General features: G+C 65.0%; 14 protein-coding genes. 1 reads left to right on the forward strand and 13 read right to left on the reverse strand.

Annotated elements, in window-relative coordinates; translation table 11 throughout:
- Window positions 1-3 precede the first annotated feature (3 nt).
- From mazG to ABZF37_RS00875, 13 genes are all read right to left on the reverse strand, one after another.
- Complete coding sequence (mazG, locus tag ABZF37_RS00815; RefSeq protein WP_372715726.1) at window positions 4-789, reverse strand: nucleoside triphosphate pyrophosphohydrolase; 786 nt, start codon at window positions 787-789, stop codon at window positions 4-6.
- 335 nt (window positions 790-1,124) lie between these two features.
- Entirely contained in the window at window positions 1,125-1,874 is a 750-nt protein-coding gene (locus ABZF37_RS00820; RefSeq protein ID WP_372715728.1) for a metal ABC transporter permease, read from the reverse strand.
- A complete protein-coding gene (locus ABZF37_RS00825) occupies window positions 1,871-2,773 on the reverse strand; it encodes a metal ABC transporter substrate-binding protein (protein ID WP_372715730.1) in 903 nt (300 codons plus the stop codon). The genes ABZF37_RS00820 and ABZF37_RS00825 overlap by 4 nt, the downstream gene beginning before the upstream one ends.
- Window positions 2,774-2,785: 12 nt before the next feature.
- The gene (locus ABZF37_RS00830; protein WP_372715732.1) at window positions 2,786-3,043 is read right to left on the reverse strand and encodes a hypothetical protein; all 258 of its coding nucleotides are present in this window, start codon (window positions 3,041-3,043) and stop codon (window positions 2,786-2,788) included.
- Window positions 3,044-3,319: 276 nt separating this feature from the next.
- Window positions 3,320-4,171, reverse strand: coding sequence for a hypothetical protein (locus tag ABZF37_RS00835; RefSeq protein ID WP_372715734.1), 852 nt, complete (start codon window positions 4,169-4,171; stop codon window positions 3,320-3,322).
- A 662-nt stretch (window positions 4,172-4,833) separates the two neighbouring features.
- A complete protein-coding gene (locus tag ABZF37_RS00840) occupies window positions 4,834-5,154 on the reverse strand; it encodes a HesB/IscA family protein (protein ID WP_372715736.1) in 321 nt (106 codons plus the stop codon).
- A 13-nt stretch (window positions 5,155-5,167) separates the two neighbouring features.
- Complete coding sequence (gene sufT / locus ABZF37_RS00845; RefSeq protein WP_372715738.1) at window positions 5,168-5,719, reverse strand: putative Fe-S cluster assembly protein SufT; 552 nt, start codon at window positions 5,717-5,719, stop codon at window positions 5,168-5,170.
- Between the two features lie 36 nt (window positions 5,720-5,755).
- Window positions 5,756-6,208, reverse strand: a complete 453-nt coding sequence (gene sufU, locus ABZF37_RS00850; RefSeq protein ID WP_372715740.1) for a Fe-S cluster assembly sulfur transfer protein SufU — start codon at window positions 6,206-6,208, stop codon at window positions 5,756-5,758.
- Entirely contained in the window at window positions 6,208-7,458 is a 1,251-nt protein-coding gene (locus ABZF37_RS00855; protein ID WP_372715743.1) for a SufS family cysteine desulfurase, read from the reverse strand. Before ABZF37_RS00855 ends, sufU begins: the two co-directional genes overlap by 1 nt.
- A gap of 12 nt (window positions 7,459-7,470) precedes the next feature.
- A complete protein-coding gene (sufD, locus tag ABZF37_RS00860; protein ID WP_372715745.1) occupies window positions 7,471-8,736 on the reverse strand; it encodes a Fe-S cluster assembly protein SufD in 1,266 nt (421 codons plus the stop codon).
- Window positions 8,733-9,488, reverse strand: a complete 756-nt coding sequence (gene sufC / locus ABZF37_RS00865; RefSeq protein WP_372715747.1) for a Fe-S cluster assembly ATPase SufC — start codon at window positions 9,486-9,488, stop codon at window positions 8,733-8,735. Before sufC ends, sufD begins: the two co-directional genes overlap by 4 nt.
- A gap of 32 nt (window positions 9,489-9,520) precedes the next feature.
- A complete protein-coding gene (gene sufB, locus ABZF37_RS00870) occupies window positions 9,521-10,990 on the reverse strand; it encodes a Fe-S cluster assembly protein SufB (protein ID WP_372715750.1) in 1,470 nt (489 codons plus the stop codon).
- Between the two features lie 21 nt (window positions 10,991-11,011).
- Window positions 11,012-11,467: an SUF system Fe-S cluster assembly regulator gene (locus ABZF37_RS00875; protein ID WP_372715752.1), complete on the reverse strand. Its 456-nt coding sequence runs from the start codon at window positions 11,465-11,467 to the stop codon at window positions 11,012-11,014.
- Window positions 11,468-11,635: 168 nt separating this feature from the next.
- Between ABZF37_RS00875 and folD the strand changes: the two genes are divergently transcribed.
- On the forward strand, window positions 11,636-12,505 hold the full coding sequence (gene folD, locus ABZF37_RS00880; RefSeq protein WP_372715754.1) for a bifunctional methylenetetrahydrofolate dehydrogenase/methenyltetrahydrofolate cyclohydrolase FolD: 870 nt from the start codon (window positions 11,636-11,638) through the stop codon (window positions 12,503-12,505).
- The last annotated feature ends 24 nt before the right edge of the window (window positions 12,506-12,529 follow it).

Raw genomic sequence — 12,529 nt, forward strand, 5'->3', positions numbered from 1 at the left:
AGGTCAAAGACCCTGCGCCTTGGCGGCATCCCATAGCTGATCCAGTTCCTCCAGCGTGCAGTCCCGGGCGGACCGACCGACCTGGCGCAGACGCGCTTCGATATAGGCGAAACGGCGCTCGAACTTGGCATTGCCGCCGCGCAGGCTGTCCTCCGCATCAAGGTCCAGATGCCGGGCCAGATTGGCCAGCACGAACAACACATCACCCAGTTCGTCCGCCACCGCCGCGCGGTCGCCCTCAGACAAGGCCTCGCGCATCTCGGCCAGTTCCTCGTCGAGCTTGTTCAACACCGGCGTCACGTCTGGCCAGTCGAAACCCACACCTGCTGCGCGCTGCTGTAATTTTTGCGCCCGACGCAAAGCCGGCAAGGCCAGCGCTATGCCGGCAAGGACTCCGTCGTCAGCGCCCGGTCGTGTCGCCCGCTCCGCCTGCTTGGCGGCCTCCCAGGCAGCGGCACGCTCGGCATCGGTTTCGAAAACGGCATCCCCGAAGACGTGCGGATGGCGGCGCTGCAATTTGTCGCAGATCGTAGCCGCCACGTCCTCGAAGTCGAACAGGCCGGCTTCCTGCGCCATCTGCGCGTGAAACACCACCTGCAACAGCAGGTCACCAAGCTCCTGGCGCAGATCGTCAAAATCCGCCCGCGCTATGGCGTCTGCGACCTCATAGGCTTCTTCGAGGGTATACGGCGCCACGCTGGCGAAATCCTGTTTCAGATCCCAGGCGCAGCCATGCTGCGGATCGCGCAGGTGGGCCATGAGTTCGAGCAGGCGGCGCGTGTGTTGCATGCGGACATTATCGGCCGCTCAGCCAGCCTGTGCGAGCCATGCTATGCGGCTCGCAACACACCCGCTTCAAGCCTGATGAATATCTAGCCCAGGCGCCGGATTAGGAGCGGCTGCGTTTCTCGCCCCAACCGCCAGTTGAGTGTCGTGGGAAGCGATGACCCGTAGAGTTCCGGTCACTGCATTTCCGGTTACGGGTTCACAGGCACGGATGGTCGCCGGCGTCACCTGCATCTTGGACAACGACCTGAAACGCGGATTAATCAGGCACCATGGTGGTAACTAGCCAAGGTAGGAGGTCGGCTTACCAGGGGCGGAAAACGGAGGCACGAACAACGTCATGCTGCTTGCCCGTCGCGCAGTGACGTTGGGAAAATGACTGCGCAAACAACCAGAGCAAGCACGATCGCAGCGCCTGCCGGCAGGTCGAACAACCCGGACGCCAGCAGCCCGAGCACATAACCAGCGACACCGACAGCGCCTGCTCGGACCAGCCTGCCACCGGCCGCCAGCGCGGGCACGATCAGGCTGGCGAACACCAGATACACCCCCACCACCTGCACGGAGGCAGTGACGGTGATCGCAAACAGCAAATAGAAACCGAGAGGCGAGTCCCGCCAACGCAGGCCGAACCAGCCAAGCAGCGTCAGGGCCGTCACACCGGCCAGCGGCAGCAAGCCATCCCAGGTGGTCCACAGAATTTGGCCCACCAGCAGATCCTTCAGGTGCTCACCGGCGTGCGGGTCCTGGCTCATCAGCAGAATGGCTGCGCAGGCGGCGGCCACGAAACTGACGCCGATTACCGCCTCCAGGTGGGTCGGGTTTTTCCTCTCCATCCAGCGCAGGCACAACGCCCAGGTCAGCGCGGCGATCACCGCGCTGACCTGGGTGCGCCAGCCGTTGATCTCGAAGCCGAGCGTGCTGGCGATGACAATGCCCAGGCCGGCGATCTGCGCGATCGCCAGATCGATGAAAATGATCCCGCGGCGCAGCACCTCGCGACCCAGCGGGATGTGCGTGGCGAGCACCAGCAGGCCGGCCACCAGGGCCGGCAGCAGGATGGTCGGTTGCAGGCCATCGAGCGTCACGGCGCGGCCTGCAGCAGGCGGTTCAGGGTATCGTCGAACAGGCCAAACAGATCCGCCGCCCCCGCCGAGCCGCCCACCGTGTACGGCAGTTCCACCGCCGGGATGCTGGCGCGGCTGGAGAGCCATTCGGACGCCTTCGGCGATTCATAGGCGGCGCGCAGCACCATCCGCGCCGGGGTGGCCTTGAGGGTTTCCAGCAGGCCGGCGAGGTGACTGGCGGTCGGCTCCATGCCCGGCTTCGGTTCGAGCTCGCCCACCACCGTCAGTCCCAACCAATCGGCGAGGTAACCCAGGTTCTTGTGATGGGCCACCACCGGGATGCCCCTGAGCCCACTGGCCTGCTGCTCCCAGCGCGCGATGGCCGCCGACCAGCGCTGCTGGAAGTCGGCATGGCGCTGCGCATAGCGGGCGACATTCGCCGGGTCAATCGCGCCGAGCCGCTGCGCCAGCGCGTCGGCCACCCGCGCGACGTTGCGCGGGTCCAGGTGCAGGTGCGGGTTGCCGGCGGCGTGGATGTCGCCCATCGCGCGGTCGAGCACCGCCGGACGGTCGATGAGGCGCACGAAACGGGCCGCTTCGAAATAACCCGGCTGACCGGGCTGAATCCGGCCGTTACCGGCCTCGCGGTGCAACAGCGGCAACCAGCCGCTTTCCAGCTCCGCGCCGCTGCACACCAGCAGATCGGCGCGGCGGGCCTTGGCCAGCAACGAGGGCCGCGCCTGGATGCGATGCGGATCCTGCACGGCGGTGGTGGCGGCCGAAACCTCGGCCAGATCGCCAGCCAGCTCCTGCGTCAAGGCCATCCACTCCGGTTCGCAGGCAAGCACATTGAGCGCCGCCCGGACAGCGGGCGCCGCCAGGACCAACGCGGTCAGTGCGAAAGCAACTAACGATTTCATGGGATTGATCCTTCAGAATTTGTGGGCGCCGTGCGGGCCAATGCTCATGATGTATTGCAGGATGACCTGGCTGTCCGGGTCGCCCTGCACGGATTTGTTCCGCGCAAACTGCAAGCGAAAGCGCGAGAACTCCGACGGCGAGTAGTCGGTCATCAGGCTCCAGCGGCTGGGATCAAAATCGGTGATATCGAAAAACGCCCCGTTGGCGCCAAAGTCCACGGAACCCGCACTGAGCCGGTCGTAACGGGTTCCGATGCGCCAGCGCGGCATGAACTGGTACACCGCCTGCGCGTAGCCGCCCGACTGGGCGCTGGCGTAGCGGTCCGTCAGGCCGCTGCAGGCACCGCCGTCTGCGGTTGCGTCCTCGCACAGCAGCTCGCCATCCTCGTCGCGGTCGAAATACTCGGCCGCGAAGATGAAATTGCGCTGCCGCGGATTGCCATCGGGCGACCACTTCCAGACGAAATCGGCGAGCCAGGCCTTGGACGTGCCCGAGAACAGGCTGAGCGCCTCGAAGTCGTTCAGATCGTCCAGGAAGGCCTCGCGCTACCGGGGCGATGCGCGCAGATAGGACACCCCGGCGCGCCAGGCATGCGAGGCGCCGACATCACCGCCGACATGGGCAAAAGCGGCCCAGGCAGCGGCGCCGTTCTTGTCCGCGCCGCCATCCGAGCCGGGAAAGAACTGCCCCCTGGCGACTTCCGCACCCAGCTCCAGGAACAACTCGGTCGGCGCCAGCCAGCGCGCTTGCAGGCCGTCCTGCGTCAGGCCCCCACCGAACAGCACCGAGTACATCAGGTTGTTATCGGCGAAATCCCAGGCGTGCGGGTGCTTTTCGTTCTGGTAGCCGATGCCGGAAAAAAACCGCCCGCCTTTCACGGTCAGGCCGTGGCCCAGGCGCAAGGTCTGGAACCAGGCTTCTTCGACCTCGACCTCCTCGTCCGCCACCGCCAGAGTGACCAGGCCGCGCGAGTAGGGATCGGTGTTGGCGCTCATCACCAGCTCGGTGTGATCGAGCGTGAAGCCGCGCTCGGCGTGCGCGTGTCCGCCAGCTGGGAAAAACCCGCTGATCGGCCGTTCGCCGCCGGCACGGTCAAGGTAGGCGCCCTGCAGGATCAGCGACAGCTGCGGGTTGAAGGCGCTCGGCACGGCCGGGGGCGCCGCGCTGGCCGTCCGCTCGACGCTCCGGGCAGTCTCCTCGGCACTTTGTGCCTTGGTTTCTGCACTTTGAACGCGGCTTTCGAGCGCTTTCAGCCGCGCCTCGTAGTCGCCTTGCAGGGCTTTGAATTTCTGTTCGAACTCGGTGCGCAGCGCGGACAGGTCATCCTGCGGCGCAGCCTGTGTCGGTACGACGAGCGCGCACAGCGCCGCCGCGGCAATAGCCAGACGATAGGACATGGAATAACTCCCGTAAACGCCCGCTCAGGGGCGGGTCGGTCTGGGCGGCCGGCGGCCGCCGTTCAGAATTCAGGCAGCGACCAGCAACGGCGGCGCCCGAACCTGATACGGGAGAGCGAGGGGAGGAAGGGCAACGAACGGCAGCGACGCCAGCGGTGCTGGCGCGAACACGACCGCAAACGGCAACAACGGCATCGCCGGCACCAATGCGCCAACTGTTCCGGAATAAGCCACACAGACCGCACAGACCTGGTGGGGCGGCGGCGCTGACGAATCGGGCCTGCTCGCGTCAGCAAAATGGCCCAGCGTGTGCAGCACCGTCCCCATCTGCAACGCTACCAGCAAGATAACAAGCAGTAGCGGCAGGAACCTGCGCTGCCGAGTAAGGCGCCGAAAAAATAGTCTCAGGGTTGTACTACTCCATCGAAGCGGCGGAAGCGATCATGCCACCTCGCAGCTTGCCACTTCGCAGCTTAAGCCAACAAGAGACCACACAGCGGGCAGCGGCGAGGCGAGGACGCCAGACACATCATTGCAGGACCTTTCAGCGCCCGCCACACCGGCCACCGCCGAGGCGCGTTTTCGCCGAATCAATGGCTTACGCGCCCGATTCGCGGCAGGCCGCCCCACTTCGCGTCAGATGCGGATTGCCGAATGTTTCCCTAAAAGCTGACGCTCTCGCCGCAACCGCAGCTGTCCTTGGCGTTCGGGTTGTTGAACTTGAACACCTCGCTGAGGCCTTCCTTTCGAAAATCCAGTTCAGTGCCGTCGAGAAACGGCAGGCTGTCGGCTGCCACCACCAGGCGCACACCCTTATCCTCGAACACGTGGTCTTCAGCGACCACATCCTGGGCCGGTTCGACCACGTAGCTGTAGCCGGAACAACCGCTTTTGCGTACGCCCAGGCGCAGCGTCGGCGGCAAGTCCCCGGCCAGGATTTTGACCACCCGGGCGGCGGCGGCTTCGGTCAGGCGGATGCTCATGGCAGGTACCTCATCACATCATGCCCGTTTGCAAACGGGCGGCTTCGCTCATCATATCGGCCGTCCACGGGGGATCCAGAACCACTTCCACGGCCGCGTCGATCACACTGGGAATCACCAGCAGCTTTTCCCGGACGTCCTCGGCGATCACATCGCCCATGCCGCAGCCCGGGGCGGTCAGCGTCATCTTGACGTCCACCCGGTGCATATCCTTACCGGCCGGGGCCACGGTGCAGTCGTACACCAGGCCAAGCTCGACGATATCGACCGGGATTTCCGGGTCATAACAGGTGCGCAGGTGCTGCCAGGCCAGATCCTGCACCGCGGCTAGTGAGGCCGGGCCGCGATAGCTTTCAGCCGGTAACGGGATGCGTGTCTTACCCAGGGCGTCAGCATCCTTGGCATCGATCCGCGCCATCTGCCCTTCCAGCAACACGGTATAACTACCGCCCAGCTGCTGCATGATGGTCACCTGGGTACCCTTTTTGGCATTCACCTGAATGCCCAGCGGCACGAACAGGGCCTTGCAGTCGCGGCTGAGCACCACGTTTTCGCGTTCAGTCATCGGGTCAGCCTGCGGTGTGGGGAATGGGCGCGACGGTCATTCGGTTTTGGCCGGTGTGGTCTGCCCTTGGGCAGCATTGTGCAAGGTGTGCCAGGCCAGGGTGGCGCATTTCACGCGCGACGGAAACTCGCGCACACCGGCCAGCACAGCCAGTTTGCCAAGTTTCTCGGCCAACTCCGGGCGTAGGTCCTCGCCGGTAACCATGGCGTGAAAGTCGCCAAACAGGGCTTCGGCCTCGGCCACTGTCTTGCCCTTGACCGCCTGCGTCATGAGCGATGCCGATGCGGTCGATATTGCGCAACCGGCGCCGTCAAAACGCAGGTCGGCGATGCGATCCTCATCGATGCGCAGGTACACGGTCACTTTGTCACCGCACAGCGGATTGTAGCCGTGGGCCTGGTGGTTGGCGTCGGCCAGGACCCCGAAGTTACGCGGGCTCTTGTTGTGGTCGACGATCAGTTCCTGGTACAGGTCGCGCAAGCTCGACATCAGGCAAACATCTCCACCGCCTTGCGCAGGGCCTGAACCAGCCGGTCCAGATCCTCGCGGGTGTTGTAGAAGGCGAGCGACGCGCGCGCAGTTGCCGCCACCCCGAAAAATTCCATCACCGGCATGGCGCAGTGGTGACCAGCACGGATGGCGATGCCATCGGTATCCAGCACGGTACCGATGTCGTGCGCGTGCAGGCCGTCGATCACGAACGACAGGATGCCCGCCTTGTGCGCGGCAGTACCGATCATGCGCAGGCCCGGCACCGCCGCCAGCGCTTCGCTGCCGTAAGTCAATAATTCCTGCTCGTAGGCGGCGACCGCTTGCAGCCCCACCCTGCCCAGGTACTCAATGGCCGCGCCAAGAGCAATGGCGCCGGCAATATTCGGCGTGCCGGCTTCGAATTTGTAGGGCAGGTCGTTCCAGGTGCTGCCTTCGAAGCTAACGGTACGGATCATGTCGCCGCCGCCCTGCCAGGGGGGCATGGCGTCGAGTAATGTCCGCTTGCCATAGAGCACGCCAATACCCGTTGGCGCGTACAGCTTGTGGCCGGAAAAAGCATAAAAATCGCAGTCCATCGCCTGCACGTCGACCGGGGTGTGCGCCACCGCCTGCGCACCGTCCACCAGCACCGGCACGCCCTGCGCGCGCGCCAGAGCGATCATCTCCGCCAGTGGATTGATGGTACCCAGTGCGTTTGACACATGGCTCACCGCTACCAGCCGCGTGCGCGGACCCAGCAAGCGGCGAAACTCGTCCATACGCACGGTGCCGGTGTCGTCGATAGGCGCCACCTTGAGCACCGCACCGGTCTGCTGACACACCATCTGCCACGGGACGATGTTGGAATGGTGTTCAAGCCCGCTGATCAGCACCTCGTCACCGGGGCCGAGCTTGGCCCGGCCGTAGCTTTGCGCCACCAGGTTGATCGCCTCGGTGGTGCCGCGGGTGAAGATGATTTCGCAGGTTTCGCGAGCGTTAATGAAGGCGCGCACCCGCTCGCGGGCCGCCTCGTGGGCCAGCGTCGCCTGCTCGGACAGCCAATGCACGCCACGGTGGATGTTGGCGTTGATTTCGGTGTAGTAGCGCGCCTCGCTGTCGATCACGGGCTGCGGCTTCTGGGTCGTCGCGGCGTTGTCGAGGTAAGCCAGCGGCATACCGCGCACGCTGCGTTGCAGCAGCGGAAAGTCGGCACGCCAACGGGCTGCGGGGAACTCGTGCTGATGGGAAGCGTAACTGGCAAGATTCATGACCGGTATCCGTCACAGAGCCGCGAGGCGAAGATCGAGCAGGCGGTCGGCGTGCTCCTGCAGGCGCTGATCGAGACCGCCGAGCGCGTCCCGCGCGAACGCCGCCATCAACAAGCTGCGGGCACTCGCCAGGTCGATGCCACGGGCTCGCAAATAAAACAGCTGCGCCTCGTCCAACTGGCCGACGGTGGCACCATGGCTACATTTGACGTCATCTGCGTAGATTTCAAGCTCCGGCTTGGCATCCACCTCGGCGCGGTTGGACAGCAACAGGTTGGCGCAGGTCATGCGCGAGTCGGTTTTGTCGGCGCCGGGGTGCACGTGCACGCGGCCATTGAACACCGCCCGGCCGGTACCGCCGACAAGGCCCTTGTAGACCTCTTCGCTGCTGCAGTGCGGAGCCATGTGCTCAATGCGCGTGTGGAAATCCACGTGTTCGCCAGAGCCGGCGGTATACAGCCCACGCAGGCTGCACTCGCCGCCGGCCTCGTGCAGGTAGACGTCGATATCCTGGCGCGTGAGGCCACCGCCGCCGGCCACCGCGTGCGACTCAAAGCGTGCGGCGCGGCCAACGCGTACGCGCATGTCCGCAATATGGATGGCCGCGGCGCCTTCGGCGACGAGCTTGACATGCCGCAGCCGGGCCCCCTCGGCCAACGTGGCCTCGGTCAGCACATTGACGTGGTACGCGCCGGCCGCAACGCCGAGGTAGTGCTCCACCACCAGCGCCTGGCTGTTCCGGCCAAGCTCGATCAGCAAGCGCAGGTAGGCAGCCGAGGCCCCTACCCCACCCATGTGCACCACGTGCAGCGGTTCGGTGAGCTGCGCGCCAGGTGCCAGGCGCAACCACAAACCATCCTCGAACAGCGCCCGGTTCAGCGACGCAAACGCCCGCTCCGGGCCGCTTTGGCGCAGCAGCGGGCGCAGCGCTTCAGCGTGCGTTACCAGCGCCTCGCCCAGACTCAGTACCTGCACGCCCGGCGTTGCCAACGGCAGGCGTGATAACTGGGGCTGAAATCGCCCGCCGGCAAACACCAGCAGTGAACCGTCCACGGGGGGCGCTTGCCGCAAGTCCGCCAGCTCAAGCGGCGCCTGTGCGGCGAAGCGGTCAAGCGCGGCGAGACGGGTGTATTTCCAGTCCTCATCCTTGCGATCTGGAACGCCACGCGCCTGAAAATTGTGCCAGGCGGAGTCGCGCGCCTCGCGCAACCAGGCTGGCGTCTGCTCATCGGCGCGCAGACGCGCGTACTGGTCCTGCCAGTGAGCCAGCGCGCTCATGCCGACGCGGCCTCGGTGCGCACCCCGCCGTAGCCGCTTTGCTCCAGCTCGCCGGCCAGCTCCGGCCCACCGGAACGCACAATCTGGCCGTCCGACAGCACGTGGATGCGATCCGGCTGCACATAGTCGAGCAAGCGCCGATAGTGGGTCACCAGCAGCATGGCGCGCTGCGGCGCGCGCAGGCGGTTGATGCTGTCCGACACCACCCGCAGTGCATCAATGTCGAGCCCGGAATCGATCTCGTCCAGCAGCACCAGATCAGGCTCCAGCAGCCCCATCTGAAAAATTTCGGCGCGTTTTTTCTCGCCGCCAGAGAAACCCTCATTGATGGCGCGCTGCAGAAAGTCCTCGCGGATACCAAACTCCTTCATGCGGGCCTTGATCAGGACCAGGAAATCCATGGCGTCGAATTCTTCCTCCCCGCGGTGCTTGCGCCGCGCGTTGACCGCCGCGCGCAGGAACACCGCCGTCGACAGGCCTGGAATCTCCACCGGGTATTGAAAACCCAGAAACACGCCATCACGGGCGCGCTGCTCAGGCGGCTGCGCCAGTAAATCCTGGCCACGGTAATGGACGCTGCCGGCCAGCACCTCATAGCCCTCGCGCCCGGCCAGGACATTGGCAAGCGTGCTCTTGCCAGACCCATTGGGGCCCATGACCGCGTGCACTTCGCCGGCCTTCAGGGTCAGATCGACACCGCGCAGGATTTCCTTGTCGTCGACCGCGACCCGCAGTCCCTTGATTTCAAGCATTGATGCCATGACTCGTTGTAGTTAAGGGCGAACTAGCCGACGCTGCCTTCAAGGCTCACGCCCAGCAGGCGCTGCACCTCGACCGCGAACTCCATCGGCAGTTCCTTGAAGACTTCCTTGCAAAAGCCGTTGACGATCATCGACACCGCGTCTTCCTGACCGATGCCGCGCTGCCGGCAGTAGAACAGCTGGTCCTCGCCGATACGCGAGGTGGTGGCCTCGTGTTCGACGGTGGCGGTCGGCTCCTGCACTTCGATGTACGGAAACGTGTGTGCGCCGCACTGGCTGCCGATCAGCAACGAGTCGCACTGAGTGTAGTTGCGCGCGCCCTCGGCTCCGCGCAGCACCTTGACCAGTCCGCGATAGGCATTGCCGCCGTGGCCGGCGGAAATCCCCTTGGAAATGATCGTGCTGCGGCTGTTCTTGCCGATATGGATCATCTTGGTGCCAGTATCGGCCTGTTGAAAGTTGTTGGTCAGCGCCACCGAATAGAACTCACCGACCGAGTTGTCGCCGGTGAGCACGCAGCTGGGGTACTTCCAGGTGATGGCCGAGCCGGTTTCCACCTGGGTCCAGGAAATCTTCGCGTTTCGCCCACGGCAATCGCCGCGCTTGGTGACGAAGTTGTAAATGCCGCCGCGGCCTTCGGCGTCGCCGGGATACCAGTTTTGCACCGTCGAGTACTTGATCTGGGCGTCTTCCAGCGCCACCAGCTCGACCACCGCCGCGTGCAGCTGGTTCTCGTCACGCATGGGCGCGGTGCAGCCTTCGAGGTAAGACACATGGCTGCCGGCTTCGGCCACGATCAGCGTGCGCTCGAACTGCCCGGTCTTGGCGGCGTTGATGCGAAAGTAGGTCGACAGCTCCATTGGGCAGCGTACGCCCTTGGGGATATACACAAACGAGCCGTCGGTAAACACGGCCGAATTGAGCGCCGCGTAGAAGTTGTCGGCCGGCGGCACCACTGAGCCCAGATACTTGCGCACCAGGTCCGGGTGGTCATTCACCGCTTCGGAAAACGAACAGAAAATCACGCCGTGCTCGGCCAGCTTTTTCTTGAACGTGGTGCCGACCGACACGCTGTCGAACACCGCATCCACCGCGATGCCAGGCCCGGCGTCGGCCGCCACGCCGGCCAGGGCGGCACGCTCATGCAGGGGAATACCGAGCTTCTCGAACGTTGCCAGCAGCTCCGGATCCACCTCGTCGAGGCTCTTCGGACCGTCGGCGTTCGATTTGGGCGCCGAGTAGTACACGATGTCCTGAAAATCCACCGGCGGGTGCTGCACATGCGCCCACTCGGGCGGTGTCATCTTCAGCCAGTGGCGATAGGCCTCCAGTCGCCAGGCGAGCATGAACTCGGGCTCACCTTTCTTGGCCGAGATGATGCGGATCACGTCCTCGCTCAGACCCGGCGGCACGCTGTCGGCTTCGATGTCAGTGACGAAGCCCTCGCGGTACTCGCGGTCGATGAAGACGCCGATATCGGTGTTGGTATTCATCCTCGAATCCTTGAATTTGCGTCAGGACGGCGCGTTTGCCGACTGCCGGCGTAGTGCGGCGTGGATCGGCACCGGGGCCGGGCGAATCATTTCGGCAAGCGTCATGCTCTCAAGCGCCGCCAGCACCATCTGATTGATACGCTGCCAGTTACCCCGGATGGAGCACACCGACTCCTGCTCACACAGACCCTCGCCGCTGCCGCACTCGGTCAGCCCGACCGGCCCCTCGAAGCTGCGCACGATCTGCGCCACTGAAATCTCTGCCGCCGGCCGCGCCAGTGCATAACCTCCACCCTGCCCGCGCACCGAGCGCAGCAGACCCGCGCGCACCAGCACCTTGAGCACCTTGCTGGTGGTCGGCAAGGCAATGCCGGTGCACAGAGCTACCTCGGACGCACAGTGCACCGTGTCCGAGGCCGCGGCGAGGTGCCCCATCACCACGGTGGCGTAGTCGGTTAGTTTGCGTACCCGCAACATGGATCGCTATCGGCCCCTGGATTGCATTCGCCGCGAGATAGCGCGGCAGTTGTGGACCATTTTAGTCCTGATTGAGTGAGGCGGACAAGCCTCTCCAAGCCAAGCGTCTTGGCCGGGCTTGGGGCGCGTGCGATGATTGGCGGCGAATTCACCCTGCCCTGGACACCCATGCCCGCGCGCATTATCGACGGCAAGCGGGTGGCGGCCGAGCTACGCACGGCGCTCGCCGCCCGCACCGCCCTGTTTACCACCCAGTATCAGCGCCGGCCGGGCCTGGCGGTGCTGCTGGTAGGCGCTGATGCGGCATCGCAAATCTATGTAAGCAGCAAGCGGCGGGCCTGTGAGGAAGTCGGCATGATGTCGTTCGGGCACGACTTGCCGGCCGACACGACAGAATCCGCGCTGCTGGCGCTGATCGACCGACTGAACGACGACCCGCAGGTGGACGGCATCCTGCTTCAGCTGCCCTTGCCGGCCCATATCCGCGCCGAAGTGGTGCTCGAACGAATCCATCCGGACAAGGACGTGGACGGATTTCACCCCTACAACCTGGGCCGCCTGGCGCAGCGCCTGCCGGGTCTTCGTCCATGTACCCCACGCGGCATCATGCGTCTGCTGGAGCATTACGCCATTGCGGTACGCGGTCAGGACGCGGTGGTGGTGGGCGCCTCCAACATCGTTGGCCGACCCATGGCGCTGGAGTTGCTGCTCGCGGGCGCCACCGTCACGGTGTGTCACCGCTTTACCGAAAATCTGCGCCAGCACGTGGGGCGGGCTCAGCTACTGGTGGTGGCCGTCGGCAAACCGGGCCTGATCCCCGGTGACTGGATTGCCCCCGGCGCGACGGTGATTGACGTAGGCATCAACCGACTGGCGGACGGACGCCTGCACGGCGATGTGGGTTTCGATACGGCGCGCGAGCGCGCGGCGTGGATCACCCCGGTCCCCGGCGGCGTGGGCCCCATGACCATCGCCCTGCTGCTGGAGAACACCCTCACCACCGCCAAGGCGCATAGCGCCCAGATTGATCCAGATTGATGGGTAGCGGGCAATCCCCGCCTG

Source organism: Immundisolibacter sp., from assembly GCF_041601295.1.
In the GTDB taxonomy this organism is placed as follows: domain Bacteria; phylum Pseudomonadota; class Gammaproteobacteria; order Immundisolibacterales; family Immundisolibacteraceae; genus Immundisolibacter.